This is a genomic window from Streptomyces sp. NPDC015139 (genome assembly GCF_043079785.1).
Lineage (GTDB): Bacteria > Actinomycetota > Actinomycetes > Streptomycetales > Streptomycetaceae > Streptomyces > Streptomyces albidocamelliae.
In genome coordinates this window covers 184,875-207,320 of the sequence record NZ_JBIBUW010000007.1, presented here as the reverse complement: position 1 = coordinate 207,320, position 22,446 = coordinate 184,875, and the positions used below count along the sequence as shown (strand labels likewise).

Annotated in this window: 16 protein-coding genes; 7 read left to right on the top strand and 9 right to left on the bottom strand. The window is 73.1% G+C overall.

Translation table 11 applies throughout. The annotated features are described in order from the left end of the window. The first annotated feature begins 219 nt into the window (after nt 1-219). The 4 genes from ACF08B_RS20870 (at nt 220) to ACF08B_RS20855 (ending at nt 7,067) form a co-directional block, all read left to right on the top strand. Nucleotides 220-1,137, top strand: a complete 918-nt coding sequence (locus ACF08B_RS20870; protein WP_392318713.1) for a serine hydrolase — start codon at nt 220-222, stop codon at nt 1,135-1,137. A 202-nt stretch (nt 1,138-1,339) separates the two neighbouring features. After that, nucleotides 1,340-5,059 (top strand): ABC transporter ATP-binding protein, encoded by a 3,720-nt coding sequence (locus ACF08B_RS20865; protein ID WP_392318712.1) that lies wholly within the window; start codon nt 1,340-1,342, stop codon nt 5,057-5,059. Between the two features lie 89 nt (nt 5,060-5,148). Next, complete coding sequence (locus ACF08B_RS20860) at nt 5,149-5,541, top strand: hypothetical protein (RefSeq protein ID WP_392318711.1); 393 nt, start codon at nt 5,149-5,151, stop codon at nt 5,539-5,541. A 101-nt stretch (nt 5,542-5,642) separates the two neighbouring features. Next, entirely contained in the window at nt 5,643-7,067 is a 1,425-nt protein-coding gene (locus tag ACF08B_RS20855) for a S28 family serine protease (protein ID WP_392318710.1), read from the top strand. A gap of 123 nt (nt 7,068-7,190) precedes the next feature. Here the strand turns inward: ACF08B_RS20855 and ACF08B_RS20850 are convergent, their stop codons facing one another. The 4 genes from ACF08B_RS20850 to ACF08B_RS20835 form a co-directional block, all read right to left on the bottom strand. After that, complete coding sequence (locus ACF08B_RS20850) at nt 7,191-9,014, bottom strand: glycoside hydrolase family 3 protein (protein WP_392318709.1); 1,824 nt, start codon at nt 9,012-9,014, stop codon at nt 7,191-7,193. Nucleotides 9,015-9,503: 489 nt separating this feature from the next. Further along, nucleotides 9,504-10,304, bottom strand: a complete 801-nt coding sequence (locus ACF08B_RS20845; RefSeq protein WP_392318914.1) for a sugar phosphate isomerase/epimerase family protein — start codon at nt 10,302-10,304, stop codon at nt 9,504-9,506. Nucleotides 10,305-10,322: 18 nt separating this feature from the next. Next, on the bottom strand, nt 10,323-11,255 hold the full coding sequence (locus ACF08B_RS20840; RefSeq protein ID WP_392318913.1) for a GNAT family N-acetyltransferase: 933 nt from the start codon (nt 11,253-11,255) through the stop codon (nt 10,323-10,325). Between the two features lie 474 nt (nt 11,256-11,729). Next, complete coding sequence (locus ACF08B_RS20835) at nt 11,730-12,776, bottom strand: LacI family DNA-binding transcriptional regulator (protein ID WP_392318708.1); 1,047 nt, start codon at nt 12,774-12,776, stop codon at nt 11,730-11,732. Between the two features lie 262 nt (nt 12,777-13,038). On the opposite strand from ACF08B_RS20835, the gene ACF08B_RS20830 reads away from it, so the two are divergent. Genes ACF08B_RS20830 through ACF08B_RS20820 form a run of 3 tightly spaced genes read left to right on the top strand, consistent with a single transcriptional unit; the run spans nt 13,039 to nt 16,174 of the window. After that, entirely contained in the window at nt 13,039-14,190 is a 1,152-nt protein-coding gene (locus ACF08B_RS20830) for a Gfo/Idh/MocA family protein (RefSeq protein WP_392318707.1), read from the top strand. Then, on the top strand, nt 14,187-15,338 hold the full coding sequence (locus ACF08B_RS20825; RefSeq protein WP_392318706.1) for a dihydrodipicolinate synthase family protein: 1,152 nt from the start codon (nt 14,187-14,189) through the stop codon (nt 15,336-15,338). The genes ACF08B_RS20830 and ACF08B_RS20825 overlap by 4 nt, the downstream gene beginning before the upstream one ends. Further along, nucleotides 15,335-16,174, top strand: a complete 840-nt coding sequence (locus tag ACF08B_RS20820; protein ID WP_392318705.1) for a sugar phosphate isomerase/epimerase family protein — start codon at nt 15,335-15,337, stop codon at nt 16,172-16,174. Before ACF08B_RS20825 ends, ACF08B_RS20820 begins: the two co-directional genes overlap by 4 nt. 197 nt (nt 16,175-16,371) lie before the next feature. On the opposite strand, the gene rbsD is transcribed toward ACF08B_RS20820, so the two are convergent. The 5 genes from rbsD to ACF08B_RS20795 form a co-directional block, all read right to left on the bottom strand. After that, nucleotides 16,372-16,761: a D-ribose pyranase gene (rbsD, locus tag ACF08B_RS20815; RefSeq protein WP_392318704.1), complete on the bottom strand. Its 390-nt coding sequence runs from the start codon at nt 16,759-16,761 to the stop codon at nt 16,372-16,374. Next, nucleotides 16,758-17,657, bottom strand: a complete 900-nt coding sequence (locus tag ACF08B_RS20810) for a ribokinase (protein WP_392318703.1) — start codon at nt 17,655-17,657, stop codon at nt 16,758-16,760. The genes rbsD and ACF08B_RS20810 overlap by 4 nt, the downstream gene beginning before the upstream one ends. A gap of 85 nt (nt 17,658-17,742) precedes the next feature. Further along, nucleotides 17,743-19,689, bottom strand: coding sequence for a substrate-binding domain-containing protein (locus tag ACF08B_RS20805; RefSeq protein ID WP_392318702.1), 1,947 nt, complete (start codon nt 19,687-19,689; stop codon nt 17,743-17,745). Then, nucleotides 19,679-21,199, bottom strand: coding sequence for a sugar ABC transporter ATP-binding protein (locus ACF08B_RS20800; RefSeq protein WP_392318701.1), 1,521 nt, complete (start codon nt 21,197-21,199; stop codon nt 19,679-19,681). The genes ACF08B_RS20805 and ACF08B_RS20800 overlap by 11 nt, the downstream gene beginning before the upstream one ends. Further along, a complete protein-coding gene (locus ACF08B_RS20795) occupies nt 21,196-22,245 on the bottom strand; it encodes a LacI family DNA-binding transcriptional regulator (RefSeq protein ID WP_392318700.1) in 1,050 nt (349 codons plus the stop codon). The genes ACF08B_RS20800 and ACF08B_RS20795 overlap by 4 nt, the downstream gene beginning before the upstream one ends. Nucleotides 22,246-22,446: the final 201 nt, after the last annotated feature.

The window sequence follows — 22,446 nt, the reverse complement described above, 5'->3', positions numbered from 1 at the left end:
CGTCTGGCGTCGGGTGCCCGGGCCGTTCCTCGGAAAGGAGAGGCGGACAGGCGCCCCGTCATGAGCGAAGCCCCGCCCCGCCCCCGCCCCCCTCTCGAACTCCCGCACGGCGAAAGCGTGTACAACTTTCGCGTGCCCTCGCGAGTCCAGTCAGGCAGCGCACGGGTGCGCTCGACGGCGTTCAGGGGGACGCCCGTAGACGTTTTAGGGGAACTTTCCATGACTTACCGGATATCCGGTCGGGCGCTCGCGGCCGCCGTCGGCGCCGCGCTGCTCGTTCCGGCGGTCACCGCCGCCACGCCGGCCGCCGCCGTCACGCCCGCGGTGAGCTGCACGTCCGCGAAGGCGGGCCTCGCGGCCAAGCTGAAGAAGGACATCACGGCCGCCCTGGCGGGCCGCAAGGGAACGGTCGCCGTCGGCCTGTACGACCGCAGCACGAAGACCACGTGCACCCTGCGAGCCACCAGCGCCTACGACTCGGCCAGCACCGTCAAGGTCACCGTGCTCGCCACGCTGCTGTGGGACGCGAAGAAGCACAACCGCTACCTGACGGACACCGAGACCGCGCTCGCCAAGGCGATGATCACCAAGTCCGACAACGACGCGACCAGCAAGCTGTGGAAGCAGCTGGGCACGACGAAGATCAAGGGCTTCCTGACCGCCGCCGGGATGACGAAGACCACGCCCGGCGCCAACGGCTACTGGGGCCTGACCCAGGAGAACGTCACCGACGAGCAGAAGCTGCTCAAGCTCGTCACCGCCAAGAACACCGTCCTGAGCGACAACTCCCGCGCGTACATCCTGAAGCTGATGGGCCAGGTCGTCTCCTCGCAGCGCTGGGGCACGCCCGCCGGGGCGCCGTCCTCCGTCGCCGTGCACGTCAAGAACGGCTGGCTGCAGCGCTCCACGCACGGCTGGCGCGTGCACAGCCTGGGCACCTTCAACGGCGCCGGGCACGACTACATGATCTCGGTGCTGACGCAGGACAACAGCACCATGAGCTACGGCGTCACCACCATCCAGAACGTGGCCAAGGCCATCCACAAGGACCTGGTGCCGACCACCTCCGGCGTCACGCGCTACACCCCGACCAGCCGCCCCAGCGAGGCGTTCGTCGCCACCCCGCCCCAGGGCTGACACCGGGCGTCCCGACCGCGACCCGGCGGCGACGGCCTCTCGGCCCGCCGCCGGGCCCGCGGACACCGGCTCGCCCGTCCCACCCGTCACGGAACGTGACGGCGCCGGCCGCCCGGACCGCGCGATTGTTACGGCGGGATGAAATCGCCCGCTCACGGCGTTGGTGCCTTCCGGTAGAGCAGGTCGACAGGAAGGCACCGGCGTGGCAGCGCAACGGGGATGGGCACGACGGCTGGCGGCCTACGCATGGCGGTACCCCAAGGACGTCGTCCTCGCCCTGGGCTCGTCCCTCGCCGGCATGGCCGTCCTCGCGGTCGTCCCGCTGATCACCAAGGTGGTCATCGACGACGTGATCGGCGACCACAGCCGCGCCATGGGCCCCTGGGCCGGCGCCCTGATAGGCGCGGCCGTCCTGGTCTACGTCACCACGTACGTCCGGCGCTTCTACGGCGGCCGGCTCGCCCTCGACGTGCAGTACGACCTGCGCACCGAGATGTACGACACGATCACCCGCCTCGACGGCCGCCGCCAGGACGAGCTGTCCACCGGGCAGGTGGTCGGCCGGGCCACCAGCGACCTCCAGCTGATCCAGGGCCTGCTCTTCATGCTCCCGATGACCATCGGGAACATCCTGCTCTTCCTGGTCTCCCTGGTCATCATGGCGTGGCTGTCGCTGCCGCTGACCCTGGTCGCGCTGGCCGTGGCGCCGGCGCTCGGCTGGATCGCCAAGCGGAGCCGGTCCAAGCTGCACCCCGCCACCTGGTACGCCCAGGCGCAGGCCGCCGCCGTCGCGGGCGTGGTCGACGGCGCCGTCAGCGGCGTCCGCGTGGTGAAGGGCTTCGGGCAGGAGGACCAGGAGACCGGCAAGCTCCGCGAGGTCGGCCACCGTCTCTTCGCGGGACGCCTGCGCACCATCCGCCTGAACAGCAGGTTCACCCCCGCGCTCCAGGCCGTGCCCGCGCTCGGCCAGGTCGCCATGCTGGCCCTCGGCGGCTGGCTCGCCGTACAGGGCCACATCACCCTCGGCACCTTCGTCGCCTTCTCCACCTACCTGGCCCAGCTCGTCGGCCCGGTCCGGATGCTCGCCGTGGTCCTCACGGTCGGCCAGCAGGCCCGCGCCGGCACCGAGCGGGTGCTGGAGCTCATCGACACCGAGCCGACGCTGACGGAGGGCACGAAGGAGCTGCCCGCCGACGCGCCCGCGACCGTCGAGTTCGACGACGTGTCCTTCGGGTACGCCGGCGGCCCGAAGGTCCTCGACGGGCTCAGCCTGGAGATCCGGCCCGGCGAGACCCTGGCCGTCGTCGGCTCCTCCGGCTCGGGCAAGTCCACGCTCTCCCTGCTCCTGCCGCGCTTCTACGACGTCACCCACGGTGCCGTCCTGATCGGCGGCCACGACGTGCGCGAGCTGACCCTGGACTCGCTGCGGGCCGCGATCGGACTGGTCCCGGAGGACTCCTTCCTCTTCTCCGACACCGTCGGCGCCAACATCGCCTACGGGCGCCCGGACGCGAGCCAGGAGGAGATCGAGGCCGCCGCCCGCGCCGCCCAGGCGCACCGGTTCGTCGCCGAGCTGCCCGAGGGCTACGACACCAAGGTCGGCGAGCACGGCCTCACCCTCTCCGGCGGCCAGCGCCAGCGCGTCGCGCTCGCCCGCGCCCTGCTCACCGACCCCCGCCTGCTGGTCCTCGACGACGCCACCTCGGCCGTGGACGCCCGGGTCGAGCACGAGATCCACGAGGCGCTCCAGCAGGTGATGCGGGGCCGGACCACCCTGCTCATCGCCCACCGGCGCTCCACCCTCAACCTCGCCGACCGCATCGCCGTCCTGGACGGCGGCCGGCTCGCCGACATCGGCACCCACGACGAGCTCCAGGAGCGCTCGGCCCTCTACCGACGGCTGCTGACCGACCCGGACGAGCTGGGCGGGGTCTCCCCGGGCCACGAGCGCCCGGCCGAGCCGCAGGAGGACACCTCCGTACGCGACGAGCTGGACGCCGAGTTCGACGCCGAGCGGGGCTTCACCCCGCGGCTGTGGACCGGCGACCGCGAGCCCAAGGACCGGGCGCTCGGCGGGACCCCGGCCACGCCCGAGCTGCTCGCCCAGGTCGAGGCGCTGCCCCCGGCCACCGACGTCCCGGACGTCGACGAGGGGCGCGCGGTCCGGCCGGAGGACTCCTACGGCCTGCGCCGCCTGCTGCGCGGCTTCCGCACCCCCCTGCTGGTCAGCCTGCTGCTGGTCGCCGTGGACGCGGGCGCGGGACTGCTGCTGCCGGTGCTGATCCGGCACGGCATCGACCAGGGCGTGACCCGGATGGCCGTCGGGGCCGTCTGGGCGGCCGCGCTGCTCGGCCTGCTGACCGTCGTCGTCCAGTGGGCCGCGCAGATCGGCGAGACCCGGATCACCGGGCGGACCGGCGAGCGCGTCCTGTACACGCTGCGGCTGAAGATCTTCGCCCAGCTCCAGCGGCTCGGCCTCGACTACTACGAGCGCGAGCTGACCGGCCGGATCATGACCCGGATGACGACGGACGTCGACGCGCTGTCGACGTTCCTCCAGACCGGTCTGGTCACGGCGTTCGTCTCGGTCGTCACCTTCTTCGGCATCATGGTCGCGCTGCTGGTGATCGACCTGCAGCTGGCCCTCGTCGTCTTCGCCACCCTGCCCCCGCTGATCGTCGCCACCTTCTTCTTCCGGCGGGCCAGCGTGAAGGCGTACGAACTCGCCCGCGAGCGCGTGTCGCTGGTCAACGCCGACCTCCAGGAGTCGGTGTCCGGACTGCTGGTCGTGCAGGCCTTCCGGCGCGAGCGGGACGGCGCGCGGCGGTTCGCCGAGCGCAGCGACAGCTACCGCGCCGCGCGCGTCCGCGGCCAGCGGCTGATCTCGGTCTACTTCCCGTTCGTCCAGTTGCTGAGCTCCATCGCCGCGGCGGCCGTGCTGATCGCCGGCGCGGGACGGGTCGACGCGGCCACCCTCACCACCGGCGCGCTCGTCGCCTACCTGCTCTACATCGACCTGTTCTTCACCCCCGTCCAGCAGCTCTCCCAGGTGTTCGACGGCTACCAGCAGGCCACCGTGTCGCTGGGCCGCATCCAGGAGCTGCTGCGCGAGCCGACCTCCACCGAGGCGGCCGCCGACCCGCTCGGCGTACGGTCCCTGCGCGGGGACATCGCCTTCGAGGACGTGCACTTCGCGTACGGGGACGGCGAGGAGGCCCTGACCGGCGTCGACCTGACGATCCCGGCCGGGCAGACCGTCGCGTTCGTGGGGGAGACGGGCGCCGGGAAGTCGACGCTGGTGAAGCTGGTGGCCCGGTTCTACGACCCCACCGCCGGCCGGGTGACCGCCGACGGCACCGACCTGCGCGCCCTGGACCTCACCTCGTACCGGCACCGCCTCGGGGTCGTGCCGCAGGAGGCGTACCTCTTCCCCGGCACCGTCCGCGACGCCATCGCCTACGGCCGTCCCGAGGCCACCGACGCCGAGGTGGAGGCGGCGGCCCGCGCGGTGGGCGCCCACGAGATGATCGCCACGCTGGAGGGCGGCTATCTGCACGAGGTCGCCGAGCGCGGCCGGAACCTGTCGGCCGGCCAGCGTCAGCTGATCGCGCTCGCCCGCGCCGAACTGGTCGACCCCGACGTCCTGCTCCTCGACGAGGCCACGGCCGCCCTGGACCTGGCCACGGAGGCGCAGGTCAACCTGGCCACCGACCGCCTGGCGGGCCGTCGTACGACGCTGGTGGTGGCCCACCGGCTGACCACGGCCGCCCGCGCGGACCGGGTGGTGGTGATGGACCACGGCCGGGTCGTCGAGGACGGCACGCACGAGGAGCTGCTGGCCCGCGACGGCCGGTACGCCGCACTGTGGCGGACCTTCGTCGGCCAGTCCGAGCCGGAGGAGCCGGTCGGCGCGTCCCGCTGACGGTCGTGCAACCATCCGACACATGTCCTGCGTCCGTACATCAGTACGGTGACCGGGGGAACGCGGGACAGGTGTTCGGGGAGGTCGACATGGACATGGGTGCGATACGCCGGAGACTGGCGCTCGGCGCGGCCGCGCTGGCCGCGTCCGGACTGCTCGGGCTCACCGCGACCGGCACCGCGCAGGCCGCCGCGGCCGACGGCTGCGCGGGCCGCGAGGTGCGCACCCTGCCGTTCCGCACCGGTGTCACCCACGTCTACAAGCGCGGCGGCTACGTCTGCGCCGTCACGGTCGCCCGGCACCCCGGGGCCACTCGCACCATGTCGGTCAGCGTGCAGGCCCGCGGCAACCGGCCCGTCGTGGACCGGGGCCGCTACAAGCACCACGCGGGCCCGGTCACCGTGCACGCCGGGCACCGCTGCGTATGGATCAAGGGCGTGGTGGACCACTACGCGGTCAGCTCCGGCTGGATCCTGTGCTGACCCACTTGACCACATCCTGAAGAACACTCAATACCCCCTGGTGTGACGGCAGTTGCTGGGATAACTTCCGGCGCACATCTGTCTCACAGGGGAGAGTGCGCATGCGCAAGGTGCTCAGATGGCTGCTGGCGCTCACCGTGTTCATAGGCACGCTGAGCACGGCGGGCGCGGCCACCGCCGCACAGTCCGAGCCCTCCGACATCAAGGACCGGCTGCTGTCCATACCGGGCATGAGCCTGATCCAGGAGAAGCCGTACCCCGGCTACCGCTACTTCGTCCTGAACTACACCCAGCCGATCGACCACCGCCACCCGGAGCGGGGGACCTTCCAGCAGCGCATCACCGTGCTGCACAAGGACACCAGCCGCCCGACGGTCTTCTACACCGGCGGCTACAACGTCTCCACGACGCCCTCGCGCCGCGAGCCCACCCAGATCGTGGACGGCAACCAGGTCTCCCTGGAGTACCGCTTCTTCACCCCGTCCCGCCCCGCGCCGGCCGACTGGTCCAAGCTCGACATCTGGCAGGCCGCGAGCGACCAGCACCGCGTCTTCACGGCCCTCAAGTCGGTCTACCCCGCCAACTGGCTGGCCACGGGCGGCTCCAAGGGCGGCATGACGGCCACGTACTACGAGCGCTTCTACCCCCGCGACATGGACGGTGTGGTGGCCTACGTGGCCCCCAACGACGTCGTGAACAAGGAGGACTCGGCCTACGACCGCTTCTTCACCCGGGTCGGCACCAAGGAGTGCCGGGACCGGCTGAACGCCGTGCAGCGGGAGGCGCTGGTGCGCCGCGAGCCGCTGGAGAAGAAGTACGCGCAGTACGCCGCCGACAACGGCTACACGTTCGGCACCGTCGGCAGCCTGGACAAGGCGTACGAGGCGGTCGTCCTCGACTACGTGTGGGGCTTCTGGCAGTACAGCCTGCTGGCGGACTGCGACACCGTCCCGGCGCACGCGGCCACCGCGACCGACGACGAGATCTGGAACTCGGTCGACACCATCTCCGGTTTCTCCGCCTACACCGACCAGGGCCTGGAGCAGTACACGCCGTACTACTACCAGGCGGGCACCCAGCTGGGCGCGCCGACGATCCACTTCCCGTACATCGAGCGGAAGTTGATCCGCTACGGCTACCAGCCGCCGCGCAACTTCGTGCCCCGCTCCATCCCGATGCGCTTCCAGCCGCAGGCGATGCGGGACGTGGACTCCTGGGTCCGCCACCACGCCTCGCACATGCTCTTCGTCTACGGCCAGAACGACCCCTGGGGTTCGGAGCGGTTCCGGCTGGGCGACGGGGCGCGTGACGCGTACGTCTTCACCGCGCCCGGCATGAACCACGGCGCGAACGTGGCGGGTCTGGTCCCCGACCAGAAGGCCCTGGCCACCGCGCGGATCCTGCGGTGGGCGGGCGTGGCCTCCCCGGCGGTCCTGGCGAACCCGTCGGCGGCCAGGCCGCTGGCCCGCCACGACGCGAAGCTCGACGTCCGGGACGTGGAGCGCGAACCGGCGCTGCGGCCCTGACACCTGACGGGCGGCCACGACGGCCCGGCACGGCACCGTCGGCCACCGCCGTCGTGGCCGCCCGTCGCGTTCACGGTCCCGGGCGCCCCGCCGGGGGCGGGGCGCCCGACGCGTGACGGACGGCTAGTACGACAGCCCGTGCCCGATGGGGTACAGCACCCGCGCCGGATCGTCCGCCCGTTGCACCGGCACCGGCAGCCTGCCGCGCGGGGACACGCGTCCGGCGATCACCCGTGCGGCGGCCCGCACCTCCACGTCGGTCCAGCAGTAGGCCGCCAGGCAGGCCTTCACCGAGGGCAGTTGGGCCAAGTCGTAGGGGTTGCGGACGGCCACCGCGACCACCGGCCTGCCCGTGGCCAGCAGCCGGTCCACCAGGGTCCGCTGCGCACTGCCCGCCGTCACGTTGTAGGTGGCCACGACGACCGCGTCCGCGTCCTGTGCCGCGTCGACCGCCTTGGTGACGGTCGCGGCCGAGGGGGCGGTGCCGGTGGACAGGGCCGTGGCGGTGAAGCCCAGCTCGGTGAGGGCGGCGGCGAGCACGCCGGTGGGCGGGCCGGTAGTACCCGACGGGGAGGCCGGATCGGCGCCGACGACCAGGACGCGGGGCTCGGTGCGGCGGCTGAGCGGGAGCAGACCGCCCTCGTTGACCAGCAGGGTCGTGGTCCGTTCGGCGATCCGGTCGGCGGCGGCCAGATGGGACGGGATGCCCACCGCGCGGTCCACCCCCGCGCGGTCGGCGTGGGAGTCGGTGAAGAGTCCCAGCCGCGCCTTGAGGCGCAGGATGCGCAGGATCGATTCGTCGACGCGGGCCTCGGTCAGCTCGCCGTCCTGGACCGCCTTGAGCACCGCGTGCCAGGCCACGTCGATGGACGGCGGGTTGAGCAGCTGGTCCACGCCGGCCTTGAGCGCGAGGACCGGCACCCGGTCGTCGCCGTACTTGCTGCGGACGCCCTCCATGCCGAGGGAGTCGGTGATCACGACTCCGTCGTAGCCGAGTTCGCCGCGCAGGATGCCGGTGAGGATCGGGTGGGACAGGGTGGCCGGGTCGCCGGAGTCGTCCAGGGCCGGGAACTGGATGTGCGCGGTCATGATGGAGTCGATGCCCGCCCGGATCGCGGCCCGGAACGGCACCGCGTCCAGCTTCTCCCACAGCTCCCGGCTGTGCGTGATGACCGGGAAGCCGTAGTGGCTGTCGACGGCGGTGTCCCCGTGGCCGGGGAAGTGCTTGGCGGTCGCCGCGACCCGTGCCGCCTGATAGCCCTTCACCTCGGCGGCCACCATCCCGGCCACCGCCTCCGCGTCGGCGCCGAAGGACCGTACGCCGATGACCGGGTTGGCCGGGTTGACGTTCACGTCGGCGTCGGGGGAGTAGTCCTGGTTGATGCCCATGGCGCGCAGCTCGGTGCCCGAGATCCGGCCGAGGGTGCGGGCGTCGGAGCGGGAGCCGCCCGCGCCGATCGCCATGGCGCCGGGGAAGAGGGTCGCGGGCTTGCCGACCCGGCAGACCGCGCCGTGCTCCTGGTCGGTGGCGACGAGCAGGGGCAGTCCGCGCGGCTGGTCCAGGGACGCCCGCTGGATGCCGTTGGACAGGTCCGTGATCTGGTGCGGGTCCCGGGTGTTGTGCGCCCAGGTGAAGTAGATGATCCCGCCGACGCGGTACTTCGCGATCAGCTCGGCGGCGGTGCGGACGCCGATCTCGCTGAGGTTGGCGTCGATGTCCGCCTGGTCGGGGGCGGTGGCGGAGTGGCCGTAGACCCGCATGACGAAGAGCTGGCCGACCTTCTCCTCCAGCGTCATCCGGGAGATGAGGGCACGCAGGCGGTGTTCGTCGGGGGTGGCGGCGCGGGCGGTCGTCGGTACGGTCAGCGCGGCGGTGAGACCCGCGGTCGCGGCGAGGACGGCGCGTCTGGACGGCCGTGCGGTGCTTCCCGTGCTGGTGTCGTGCACGTGCGCTCCTTCCGGAGGAGAACCGCTGAAGGAAACTTCCGAGGAATCAGCAAATCCGGGAAGTTTCTTTCCGTCAAGACAATGCACAGTACCGGTGGACGAGGCCGCCACCGGCGCATGGGAGGGGGGCGCGCCGGTGGCGGCGGGCTGCCGGGCGTGCCGCGGCGGAAGGGGTGAGCCGGCTCCTCGCGTCCAGCCGCGAGGAGCCGGCACCACGGCACGGAGACTCGTCCGGCAGCCTGCCCGTTGGACGGCGCGCCCCGCGGCCGGGTTCCCGCCCGGGGGAGGAGCCCACCGACGCCGGGCCGCCGAAGCGACCGTCTGTGTGCGGGTGTTCGGATCTCACGCCGTCGCCGGGCCGGGCGTGGGGACTCTTCGGGTGAGGTGCGCGGCCGCCGTACGCCGACGAGCGGGCGGGCGAGGCTCATGAGCGGAGAAGGGCGCCGCGCCCCGGCTCCGGAGCGGGGCGCGGCCCTTCCCCGGCGGGCGCTACGCCGCCTCGTCCAGCAGCCGTACGAGGTGGTCGCGGCCCGGGCCCAGCAGCTCCGGGAGCGGGGCGGCCGTCTCGTACCACCGCTTCTCGTACTCCCAGCACAGCCAGCCGTCCCAGCCGTGCCGGCACAGGACGTCGACGCACTCGGTGAGCGGCAGCACGCCCGCGCCGAGCGGCAGCGGGGCGGTGTCCTCGGCCGAGGCGATGTCCTTCACCTGCACGTATCCCAGATGCGGGCTGAGGGAGGCGTAGGTCTGCGCGGGCTGTTCGCCGCCCAGCCAGGGGTGCATCACGTCCCACAGCGCGCCCACCTGCCGGTGGCCGACCGGTCCGAGGACGCGGATCGCGTCGGCGCCGGTGCGGTGCGAGTCGTGGGTCTCCAGCAGGATGCGGACGCCGAGCGCGGCGGCGTCCTCGGCGGCGGTGCCGAGCCGCCGGGCGGCGACGGCGTCGGACTCCTCCGGCGGCAGGGCGGGGTCGGCGCCGGGGAAGACACGGACGAACGGCGCGCCCAGGTCGTGGGCGAGTCCGAGGAGTCCCCGGATCTCCTCCAGCACCGGGGCGTCGTCGCCGGGCGCGGCCACGCGCGTGTACCCGGCGACGCCCAGTACCTCGACCCCGGCCTCCTTGAACAGGGCCGCGGTCCGGGCGCGGTCGGCGGGGGAGAGACCGGGGTGCACCGGTTCCTCGGGGTGGGCGCGCAGTTCCACGCCGTGGTAGCCGTGTGCGGTCGCGAGGGCCAGTACCTCAGGAACGGGCAGGCCGGGGACACCGAGTGTGGAGAACGCCAGCTTCATGGGCACGGAAAGTACCCCTCAGTCGCCGGGTCCATGCAATTCCAGGCGCCAGTCCTGGCCGAGGAGATCCTGGCCGAAGGAGTGGTGCGGTTTCTCGGCGACGAGGGTGAAGCCGTGCCGCTGGTAGATGCGGCGGGCGCTGCCGAGCACGTCGTTGGTCCACAGCACCAGGTCCCGGTAGCCGGCCTCGCGGGCGAAGCCGATGACGGCCCGCACCAGCCGGTCGCCGATGCCGTGCCCGCGCGCCTCGGGCTCGACGAGCAGCAGCCGCAGCCGCGCGGTGCCCGGCGCATCGTCCCGTACGCACATCACGCAGCCCGCCGGACGGCCGTCCAGCTCGGCGATCCACACCCGCTCCCGGTGCGGATCGTGGTCCTGCGCGAAGTCGGCGGCGATCCGGGCGACGAGGCCCTCGTAGTCGGAGTTCCAGCCGTACTCGGCCGCGTACAGGGCGGCGTTGCGCTGCACGATCCAGCCGAGGTCACCGGGGCCGGGTTCGCGCAGCACGACCTCGCCGGGCCGGGGGGCGGGATAGTCCCCGAGGATGCCCCGAATGGTCCGCATGGCTTCGGCCAGCCGCGTCCGGTCCCGCGGGGCCACGGTGCCGAGCAACGCCCCGACCGTGTCACGGGCCCGCTCGTCCAGCAGCCCGGCGGCCTCCCGTCCCGGGTCGGTGAGCCGCACCCGGCGCCGGCGGGGATCGCTGTCCGAGGGCCCGCGCTCGATCAGCCCGCCGTCCTCGAACCTGTTCAGGATCCGGCTCAGATAACCGGCGTCCAGCCCGAGCCGCGTCCGCAGATCGGCCGCGTCCAGCTGCGCGGCGTGCGCGAGCTCGTACAGCACCCGGGCCTCGGTGAGGGTGTACGGCGCGTAGAGGTGACGGCCGTAGTCGAGAGCGCCGATGACGCCCGTGTAGAACCGGTTGAACGCCCGCACGTCCTGGACGGACATACTCACCCCCGGATACTTGACCCAGTCAGAGATCCCACCGTAACCCCCCACCCGCCCCACGTCCACGGCGTACTGCCCGGACGCGCCGCACGCCTCCAGCCACCCCGCACGCTGCGTTAGGGCCGAGGGGCGAGGGGCGAGGGGCGAGGGGCGAGGGCCGAGGGGCGTGGGGCGCGGGTCAGGGCCGAGGGGCGTGGGGCGCGGGTCAGGGGCGAGGGACGCGGGGCGCGGGTCAGGGGCGAGGGACGCGGGGCGCAGGTCAGGGGCGCGGGGCGAGGGTCAGGGGCGAGGGGCGAGGGACGAGGGTTAGGGGCGCGGGGAACGGCGCGACCAGCCACAACGGACCCGCACGCAGCACACCGCCCGCACCGGGCTGCCCGCACCACCCGGCCAACCCCGACCCGACCCACCCAGGGGCGCGGGGAACGGCGCGACCAGCCACAACGGACCCGCACCCAGCACTTCGCCCCGCGACTACCCCCGCGGCACTCCGGAGGAGCCCCGCACCATCAGCTCCCCCCGTACCGACGCGACGCCCCCCAGCGGAGGCTCCTCGCGGCCCATGGCTATGCGGCCGGCCCGTGCCCCCGCCTCGGCCAGCGGCAGGCGGACCGTCGTGAGGGAGGGCACCGCGTCGATGCTGAACGGCAGGTCGTCGAAGCCGGCCACCGACACGTCCTCGGGGACGCGCAGACCGGACTCGCGCAGCGCCGCGCACGCACCCAGCGCGACGGAGTCGTTCGCGGCCACGACCGCCGTCAGGGTCGGATCACGGCGCAGCAGCTCCAGCGTGGCCTCGTGCCCGGACCGGCGGTCGTAGCGGCCGTGGACCGTCCAGCGGGGGTCCTCCTCGACGCCCGCCGCGGCCAGCGCCGCGCGGTGCCCCTCCAGGCGGTGCCGGGTCGTCGTACGTTCCCCGGGACCGGCGATGTAGCCGAGGCGGCGGTGCCCGAGGCCGATGAGATGGTCCGTCAGCGCGCGAGCGCCCCCGCGGTTGTCGAAGGTGAGCGCCACGGCCCCGGTGTCCGGCGCCGGCGGCCGTCCGCACAGCACCACCCGCGTCCCCGCCTCCGTCAGCTTGCGCAGCTTCGCCCCGACCGCCGCCGCGTGCGGCGCGTCCTCGACGGCCCCGCCGGTCAGCACCACGGCCGCGGCCCGCTGCCGCTGGAGAAGGGTGAGGTAGGTCAGCTCGCGCTCCGGTGATCCGCCGGTGTTGCAGACCACCGCCAGCCGCTCACCGCCCGCGCGCCCGCCCGGCCCGCCGATCTCGGCCTGGATCGCGCTCGCCATGATCCCGAAGAAGGGGTCGGCGATGTCGTTCACGAGGATGCCGACCAGGTCGGAGGTGGCGGCGGCGAGCGCGCTGGCCGGACCGTTGAGGACGTAGTCCAGTTCGTCCACGGCGCGCAGCACCCGCTCGCGCGTGGAGGCGGCCACCGGGTAGTTGCCGTTCAGCACGCGCGAAACCGTCGCGGGGGAGACCTGCGCGCGGGCCGCCACGTCCGCCAGGGTCACCGTCATCTGTCGTCCTCCGGTCGCGCATCATGTCGTACGCCCTCGTAGACAGCCAGGTCCCGGTCCTGGTTCCGAGGGACTGTCGAGCGAACACTAAGTCCATGCGCCCCGGTTGTTCGCCCCCTCGAACAACTCGAAGAGGACACGGTCTTGTGCACACCCCGGCGCGGGGCTAGCTTCGGGTCGGGTAGAAAGCGCTTGCCGTCTGCCTGTCGCACCACGACGCCGCTGCTGAACGGGGCGCCCGGCGCCCACGAAGGGGACCGACGTGACACGCAGGACGGTGCGTATCGCCATGAACGGCGTGACCGGGCGCATGGGCTACCGACAGCACCTCGTCCGCTCCCTCCTCGCCCTGCGCGACCAGGGCGGCCTCGACCTCGGCGACGGCACCGTGCTCTGGCCCGAGCCGATCCTGATCGGCCGCCGCGAGCACGCCCTGCGGGAGATCGCCGCCCGGCACGGCCTCGCCCACGTCTCCACCGACCTCGACGCCGTCCTCGCCGACCCCACCGTCGACGTCTACTTCGACTCCCAGGTCACCCCCGCCCGCGAGGAGTCGATCAGGAAGGCGATCACGGCCGGCAAGCACGTCTACACCGAGAAGCCCACCGCCACCGGTCTCGACGGCGCCCTCGAACTCGCCCGCCTCGCCCGGCGGAAGGGCATCAGGCACGGCGTCGTCCAGGACAAGATCTTCCTGCCGGGCCTGCGCAAGCTGAAGCGGCTCGTCGACGGCGGCTTCTTCGGCCGCGTCCTGTCCGTCCGCGGCGAGTTCGGCTACTGGGTCTTCGAGGGCGACTGGCAGTCCGCCCAGCGCCCCTCCTGGAACTACCGCGCGCAGGACGGCGGCGGCATCGTCGTCGACATGTTCCCGCACTGGGAGTACGTGCTCCACGAGCTGTTCGGCCGGGTGATCTCCGTCCAGGCCCTGGCCACCACCCACATCCCGCACCGCTGGGACGAGCACGGCAGGCGCTACGACGCCACCGCCGACGACGCCGCCTACGGCATCTTCGAACTCGACGGCGGCGCCGTCGCCCAGATCAACTCCTCCTGGGCGGTCCGCGTCCACCGCGACGAACTCGTCGAGTTCCAGGTCGACGGCACCGAGGGCTCGGCGGTGGCGGGCCTGCGCAACTGCCGCGCGCAGCACCGCAGCGCCACCCCCAGACCCGTCTGGGACCCGGACGTGCCCGCCACCGAGGTCTTCCGCGACCAGTGGCAGGAGGTGCCCGGCAACGGCGAGTTCGACAACGGCTTCAAGGCCCAGTGGGAGCTGTTCCTCCGGCACGTCCACGCCGGCACCCCCTACCACTGGGACCTGCTCGCCGGCGCGCGCGGCGTGCAGCTCGCCGAGCTGGGCCTGAGGTCCTCCGCAGAGGGCCGCCGCGTCGACGTGCCGGAGATCGTGCTGTGACCCTCCGGCTCCCCGCCGCCGACGGCACCCTGAGGACGTACCGGCCCCGCACCGACCCCCTCCCCCCGGCGCCCGGTGCCCCCCTCGTCTCCCGCACGGTCCTCGCCGCGGCCCATGTCGTCGCCGACCCGTACGCGGACGTGTCCCCCGATTCGCCCGCCGCCGTCGACTGGGACGCCACCCTCGCCTTCCGCCGCCACCTGTGGTCCCACGGCCTCGGTGTCGCCGAGGCGATGGACACCGCGCAGCGCGGCATGGGCCTGGACTGGGACGGCGCGGCCGAGCTGATCCGCCGGTCGGCCGCGGAGGCGAAGGCCGTCGGCGGCCGCATCGCCTGCGGGGCCGGCACCGACCAGCTCACCGGGGGCACCCTCGCCGAGATCCGGGCGGCCTACGAGGAACAGCTGGCGGTCGTGGAGGAGGCCGGCGCCCGGGCGATCCTCATGGCCTCACGCGCCCTGGCGGCCGGCGCCGCCGGGCCGGAGGACTACCTGGAGGTCTACGGCCACCTCCTGCGCCAGTGCGCCGAGCCGGTGATCCTGCACTGGCTGGGCCCGATGTTCGACCCGGCCCTGGAGGGCTACTGGGGCTCCACCGACCTCGACACGGCCACGGAGGTCTTCCTGGAGGTCGTCGCCGCGCACCCGGACAAGGTCGACGGCGTCAAGATCTCCCTCCTGGACGCCGGCCGCGAGGTCGGCCTGCGCCGCCGCCTGCCCCTCGGCGTGCGCTGCCACACCGGCGACGACTTCCACTACCCCGAGCTGATCTCGGGTGACGAGCAGGGCTTCAGCCACGCCCTGCTCGGCGTCTTCGACCCGCTGGGCCCGACGGCCGCGCGGGCGGTACGGCTCCTCGACACCGGTGACGTCCAGGGCTTCCGGGCTCTGCTGGACCCGACGGTCGAGCTCTCCCGCCACCTCTTCCAGCCCCCCACCCGCTTCTACAAGACGGGCGTGGTCCTCCTGGCCTGGCTCGCGGGCCACCAGTCGCACTTCACGATGGTCGGCGGCCTCCAGTCGGCCCGCTCCCTGCCGCACCTCGCCCGCGCCTACGAACTCGCCGACGGCCTCGGCCTGTTCCCGGACCCGGCACTCGCCGAGGAACGCATGAAGACCCTGCTGTCGCTGTACGGGGTGACCCGATGACCGGCACCGGACTGGAACGTCTCTCCGTCAACCAGATGACGGTCAGGCAGCTGTCCCTGCCCGAACTGGCCGCCGGCTGCGCACGGCTGGGCATCGGCCGGGTGGGCCTGTGGCGGGAGCCCGTCCGGGCGTACGGTGTGGCGGAGACCGCCGCGCTGGTGCGGGACGCGGGCCTGCGGGTGACGACCCTGTGCCGGGGCGGCTTCCTGACGGCCGTCGACCCGGCCGCGCGGGCCGCCGCCCTGGCCGACAACCGCCGGGCGGTCGACGAGGCGGCCGCCCTCGGCACGGACACCCTGGTCCTCGTCGCCGGCGGTCTCCCGGCCGGCGCCAAGGACCTGCGCGCCGCCCGCGAACGCGTCGCCGACGCCCTCACGGAGCTCGCCCCCTACGCCGAGGAGCACGGCGTCCGCCTCGCCGTCGAACCCCTGCACCCCATGTACGCGTCCGACCGCTGCGTGGTCTCCACCCTCACCCAGGCCCTGGACCTCGCCGAACGCTTCCCCGCGCACCAGGTCGGGGTGGCCGTGGACACGTACCACGTCTGGTGGGACGACCGGGCCCCCGCCGAGATCGCCCGCGCCGGCGCGGGCGGCCGCATCCACACCTTCCAGCTCGCCGACTGGACCACCCCCCTGCCCGAGGGCGTCCTCACCGGCCGCGGCCCGCTCGGCGACGGCGCGATCGACCTGCGCGCCTGGAAGTCCCACGTGGACGCGGCCGGCTACACGGGCCCGATCGAGGTCGAGATCTTCAACGAGGACCTGTGGGCCAGGGACGGCCACGAGGTGCTCGCGGAGACGGCGGAACGGTTCCTTCAGCACGTCGTCGGCTGACCCGGAAGAATCTTCAGGAGCCGTGCAACCCTTCCCGCACCTTGCGTGTCGTACCTGTCGTCAGAACCCCGGGAGGGGACCCGGGGGGGTTCGCGGGGGTTCTGACGAGGAGGGGAAAGACGAGGGGGTGTCCCCGGCCGACGGGCCGGGGACACCCCCTCGAAACGTCTCCGGCCGACGCCCTCGGCCGGGGCCGCCTAGAAGAACACCCCGCAGCGCAGCAGGACGTTCGCGTACGGCCGGGCCTCGCCGGTGCGGACGATCAGGCGGGCCCCCGCCGACAGCTCCTTCAGGCGCCCGTGCGGCACCAGCGCCAGGTCCGGGAAACGGTCCTCCAGCAGCGCGGCCGCCGCCGGATTGGCCGCCCGCACCTCCTCGGCGGCCGTGGCGCCCTCCACCACCAGCTCGGCCAGCAGACCGTCCAGGACCTCGGCGAAGGACGGCACACCGGCGACGAAGGCGAGGTCCACCACCCGCGGGCCGTCGGGTATCGGCATGCCCGCGTCGCACACCAGCACACCGTGCCCGTGCCCCAGTTCGGCGAGGGCACCGGACAGCCGCCGGTTGAGGATGCCCGCCCTCTTCACAGCTCGACCTCCGCCGCCGTCGGGTACGACTCCTGCGCGCCCCGCCTCGTCACCGCGGCCGCGCCCACGCGCGCCGCGTAGGCCGCCGCCTCGGCCGGCGGGGCACCCGCCCCGAGCCGCCAGGCGAGCGCGGCCGTGAACGCGTCGCCCGCCCCCGTCGTGTCCACCGCGTCCACCTTCACCGACGGCACCCGCCGCACGCCCGAGCCGTCGCACACCAGAGCACCGTCCGCGCCCAGCGTGACCACCACCGAGCGCGGGCCCTCGGCCAGCAGCAGCCGCGCCCAGTCCTCCGGGTCCTCGCTCACACAGGCGTCGCCCAGGATCACCCGCGCCTCGTGCTCGTTGACGATCAGCGGGTCGCACGCCGCCAGCACCTCGGCCGGCAACGGGCGCGGCGGGGACGGGTTCAGCACGAAACGGCTGCCGGGAGCCAGATTCCGTACGACCTCCACGACCGTCTCCAGCGGGATCTCCAGCTGCGCCGACACCACCCGCGAGGCGTGCAGCAGCGGCACGGCCGCCCGGGCGTCCGCGGGCACGAGACGGAAGTTGGCGCCCGGCGACACCACGATGCTGTTGTCCCCGGAGGGGTCGACCGTGATCAGCGCGACGCCCGTCGGCGCCCCGCCCACCAGCACGCCCGCCGTGTCGACCCCGGCCGCGCGCAGGGAGTCGAGCAGCAGCCGCCCGTGACCGTCGTCACCGACCCGCGCGAGCAGCGCCGTGCGCGCCCCCAGCCGGCCGGCGGCGACCGCCTGGTTGGCCCCCTTGCCGCCCGGGTGCACGGCGAGGTCGCCGCCGAGCACCGTCTCCCCGGCGGCCGGCCGCCGCTCGACGCCGATCACCAGGTCGGCGTTGGCCGAACCCACGACCAGGAGGTCGTAGTCGTACATCAGTTGACTCCCCTGAGAGATGACTGCGGGGCGGGCCGCCGTACCGGACTCCCGCCCGGTACGGCGGCCCGCCCGTCCGTCCTTGTCAGCCGCTGAAGCCGGCCACGTTGTCCTTCGTGACCACCTTCACCGGCACCTTCACCGTCGGCTCCACCTTCTTGCCCTGGACCGCCCGCAGGGCGTTGTCCACGGCGATCCGACCCAGCTGGGTCGGCTGCTGGGCGACGGACGCGTACAGCGTGCCGTCCTGCACCGCCTTCAGCCCGTCCGGGGTGCCGTCGAAGCCGACCACCTGCACCGACCGGCCGGCCTTGGAGCCGAGCGCCTTGATCGCGCCGAGCGCCATCTCGTCGTTGGCGGCGATGACGCCCTGCACGTCGGGGTGGGCCTGGAGCAGGTTCGACATCACGTCGAGGCCCTTGGTCCGGTCGAAGTCGGCGGGCTGCTGGGCCACCACCTGGATGCCCGGGTAGGCCTTGAGACCCTGCGCGAAGCCGGCTGCCCGCTCCCGGGCCGCGGAGGTGCCCGCCTGCCCCTGGAGCACCACGATCCGGCCCTTGCCGCCCAGCTTCTCCGCGAGCGTCTTCGCGGCCAGCTCACCGCCGGCCACGTTGTCCGAGGCCACCAGGGCGTCCACGGACGCCTTGTTGACGCCCCGGTCGACCGCGATGACCGGGATCCGCGCCTTGTCCGCGGCCTTCACCGAGTTGCTCGCCGCGTCCGAGTCCACCGGGTTGACGATGATCGCGCCCTGGCCGGCCGTGGTGAAGTTCTGCAGCTGGTTGGCCTGCTGCGAGGCGTCGTTCTGGGCGTCGGTGACGGTCAGGTCCACCCCCAGCTTCTTCGCCTCGGCCTGGGCACCCGTCCGGATCTGCACGAAGAACGGGTTGTTCAGCGTCGACAGCGACAGACCCATCTTCGGGGTCGTCGAGGCGGACCCGCCGTGCAGGAGGGAGGTCGCGCCCACGACCGCCACCGTCACCACGGCCGCGAGCGCGTACGTCGCCGCCTGCCGGCCCTTGTTCCCGCCTCCGGTGCCGGCGGCCACCGGGGTCGCCCCGGCCTTGCGGCGCACGGTGTCCAGCAGTACGGCCAGCGCGATGACGACACCGATCACGACCTGCTGCCAGAACGCGGAGACGTTCAGCAGGTTGAGGCCGTTGCGCAGCACCGCGAGGATCAGCGCGCCGATCAGCGTGCCCGACGCCTTGCCGGTGCCGCCCGCGAGCGAGGCACCGCCGATGACGACCGCGGCGATGGCGTCCAGCTCGTAGCCGTCGGCGGCCTGCGGCTGCGCAGAGGACAGCCGGGACGCCAGCACGACGCCCGCCACCGCGGCGAACACCCCGGACAGGGCGTAGATCGCGAGCTTCTGCTTCTTCACCCGCAGACCCGACAGCCGGGCCGCCTCCTCGTTGCCGCCGATCGCGTACATGGAACGGCCGATGTACGTCCGCCCGAGCACGACCGCCGCGATCACGCCCATCAGCACCATGACCAGCACCGGTACCGGCAGCCAGTCACCGAGGGTGTCCCCGAGGTGCGAGACCGAGTCCGGGAACGGGATGGGCACGCCCCCGGAGATCACCAGGGACAGACCCCGCGCCACCGACAGCATCGCCAGCGTCGCGATGAACGGCGGCAACTTGCCGTAGGCGATGAGGAACCCGTTCACCAGACCGGCCGCGACACCCGTGGCGACGGCCAGCACGAGCGCCAGGAACACCGGCACGCCGTGGTTCGTGGCGCTCCAGGCCAGCACGGTCGCCGACAGCGCGGCCACCGAACCCACCGACAGGTCGATGCCCGCCGAGACGATCACGAACGTCACACCGAAGGCGAGGATCGCCGTCACGGCGGCCTGGACACCGATGTTGAGCAGGTTGTCCGTCGTCAGGAAGTCGCCGGACAGCGCCGACAGGGCGATGACCAGGACGATCAGCGCGGTCAGCGCGCCGTTGTCGAGCAGCAGCCTCCGCAGGCCGCCCGGGGCGCTCGCGCCCGTCGTGCTCTTGAGCGTGTCAGCGGCCACGGGGGGCCTCCTTCTCGGTGGTCGGGGTGGAGACGGCGAGCGCCATGACGGCGTCCTGGGTGGCCTCGTCGGCCGCGAGTTCACCGGCGATCCGGCCCTGGGCCATGACCAGCACCCGGTCGCTCATGCCGAGCACCTCCGGCAGATCGCTGGAGATCATCAGCACGGCGGTCCCGGCGGCCGTCAGCTCGTTGATCAGCTGGTAGATCTCGACCTTCGCGCCGACGTCGATACCGCGCGTCGGCTCGTCGAGGATCAGCACCTTGGTGTCGGCCAGCAGCCACTTGCCGATGACGACCTTCTGCTGGTTGCCGCCGGACAGGGTCCGCACGTGCTGCCCGAGCCCGGCCATCCGGACGCCGAGCCGGCCCGCGATCCGCTCGGCCGCCCCGTGCTGCGCCTTGCGGTCGACCAGCCCGGCCCGGGTGGCGGCACGCATGGTCACCAGCCCGAGGTTCTCCTCGACGGAGGCGTCCAGCACCAGCCCCTGGCCCTTGCGGTCCTCCGGCACGAGACCGACCCCGGCGGCCATCGCCGCGTTCACGTCGTGCCGCCGCAGCCGGCTCCCGGAGACCTTCACGACGCCGCCGTCGTACGGATCGGCGCCGAACACGGCCCGCACCACCTCGGTACGGCCCGCACCGACGAGCCCGGCGACGCCGACGACCTCACCGGCGCGCACCTCGAAGCTCACGTCGTGGAAGACACCGTCGCGGGTGAGTCCCTCGACGGTGAGCAGCGCGGCGCCACGCTCGGCGCGTTCGCGCGGATACTGCTGTTCGATGGAGCGCCCCACCATCAGCCGGACCAGTTCGTCCTCGGCCGTGTCGGCGGGCACCTGCCCGACGCTCCTGCCGTCCCGGATCACGGTGACCCGGTCGCCCAGGGCGGCGATCTCCTCCAGGTGGTGGGTGATGAACACGACGCCGACGCCGTCCGCGCGCAGCGAGCGCACGATGGCGAAGAGCTTCTCCACCTCCTCCGAGGTGAGCACGGCGGTCGGCTCGTCCATGATGAGCACGCGCGCGTTCAGGCTGAGCGCCTTGGCGATCTCGACCATCTGGAGCCGGGCGATGCCGAGTTCGCGCACCCGCGCGCGGGGCGGGACGTCGACGCCCACGCGCGCGAGGAGCACCTCGGCGTCGGCCTCCATCCGCTTGCGGTCGATCATCCCGAAGCGGCGCGGCTGGCGGCCCAGGAAGATGTTCTCGGCGACGGTCAGGTCGGGCACCAGGTTGAACTCCTGGTAGATGGTGGCGATCCCGAGCCGCTCGGAGTCCTGCGCACCGTTGATGCGCACCTCCTCGCCACCGGCCAGGATCCGGCCGGCGTCGGGGGTGTAGGCACCGGAGAGCATCTTGATGAGCGTGCTCTTGCCGGCGCCGTTCTCACCGAGCAGCACGTGCACCTCGCCCCGACGCAGGTCGAAGTCGACGCTGTCGAGCGCGACCACGCCGGGGAAGGCCTTGCGGATGCCCTCGATGCGCAGCAACTCGTCCGGGTTGCTCACGACGTGCTCCTTTGCACTGGGGAGGGGGACTGCGTGGGGGAGGGGAAGGGCGGGGCGGGCTCGCCGCACGAGCGGCGCACGACGAGCCGGGCGGGCAGCGTGACGGACGTCGGGGTCCGCCCCTCGATCCGGTCGACGAGGGCCCGTACGGCGGCCCGGCCCAGCTCGCCGGTGGGCTGGGCGATCGCGGTGACCGGCGGATCGGTGTGCACGAACCACGGGATGTCGTCGAAGGCGGCCAGCGCGATGTCGTCCGGCACGCGCAGCCCGCGCGCGCGGATCGCGTCCAGGGCACCGAGCGCCATGAGGTTGTCGGCCGCGAACACGGCCTCCGGCGGCTCGGGAAGGTCCAGGAACCCCTCCATCACCCGCCGCCCGCTCTCGGCCTGGAAGTCGCCCTGTCCGGTGTAGGCGTCCGGCAGCGGGATGCCGTACTCGGCGAGGGCCGCCCGGAAGGCCTCGACCCGCTCGCTGCCGGTGGTGGTGGCCGCCGGTCCCGCGATGATCGCGACCCGCCGGTGCCCGAGGCCGTGCAGATGTGCCACGAGGTCCCGTACGGCCGCCTGCCCGTCGGCCCGTACGACGGGCACGTCCACGCCCGGGATCCACCGGTCCACGAACACCATCGGCGTCCCCGCGCGCACGGCGTCCAGCATCAGCGGTGAGCCCCCGTCGGTGGGGGAGACGAGCAGCCCGTCGATGCGCCGGTCCAGCAGGTTCCGCACGTGGTGGTCCTGGAGGTCGGGCCGCTCGTCCGCGTTGCCGATGATCACGCTGTAGCCGAGGGCGCGGGCCTCCTCCTCCACGGAGCGGGCCAGCTCCGTGAAGTACGGGTTCATCACGTCACTGATGACCAGGCCGAGGGTGTGCGTCTGATCGGTCCGCAGCGACCGGGCGACGGCGTTGGGCCGGTAGCCCAGCGTCTCGACGGCGGCCAGCACGCGTGCGCGTGCGTCGGCACTGACGGACGGATGCGCGTTCAGCACCCGCGACACCGTGGCCACGGACACCCCCGCCGCGGCGGCGACGTCCTTGATGCTCGCCATGACCGGCTCCACCTCCTTGTGGACCTCATGGAAACGATTACATGAGCTGTAGGAGGTATTGGAATCGATTACATGGCGCGAAGCAAGGGGGTGAGGAGTGGCCGAAACCGGATCGTGACCCGGGGTGGGCGGCCTACGCCCACGGGCTCACTCCCCGGTGAACAGCTCCGTGGCGTTCGTGGCGTGGACGGCTCGTCGGGC

Bases quoted from the DNA above. Each gene is read 5' to 3' on its own strand.
- ACF08B_RS20835 (WP_392318708.1), bottom strand. From the start codon at position 12,776: ATGACGGTGACCCTGGCGGACGTGGCGGCCCGCGCGCAGGTCTCCCCC.
- ACF08B_RS20855 (WP_392318710.1), top strand. From the start codon at position 5,643: ATGCGCAAGGTGCTCAGATGGCTGCTGGCGCTCACCGTGTTCATAGGC.
- ACF08B_RS20820 (WP_392318705.1), top strand. From the start codon at position 15,335: ATGACCGGCACCGGACTGGAACGTCTCTCCGTCAACCAGATGACGGTC.
- ACF08B_RS20840 (WP_392318913.1), bottom strand. From the start codon at position 11,255: ATGTCCGTCCAGGACGTGCGGGCGTTCAACCGGTTCTACACGGGCGTC.
- ACF08B_RS20845 (WP_392318914.1), bottom strand. From the start codon at position 10,304: ATGAAGCTGGCGTTCTCCACACTCGGTGTCCCCGGCCTGCCCGTTCCT.
- ACF08B_RS20810 (WP_392318703.1), bottom strand. From the start codon at position 17,657: ATGTACGACTACGACCTCCTGGTCGTGGGTTCGGCCAACGCCGACCTG.
- ACF08B_RS20860 (WP_392318711.1), top strand. From the start codon at position 5,149: ATGGACATGGGTGCGATACGCCGGAGACTGGCGCTCGGCGCGGCCGCG.
- ACF08B_RS20795 (WP_392318700.1), bottom strand. From the start codon at position 22,245: ATGGCGAGCATCAAGGACGTCGCCGCCGCGGCGGGGGTGTCCGTGGCC.
- ACF08B_RS20870 (WP_392318713.1), top strand. From the start codon at position 220: ATGACTTACCGGATATCCGGTCGGGCGCTCGCGGCCGCCGTCGGCGCC.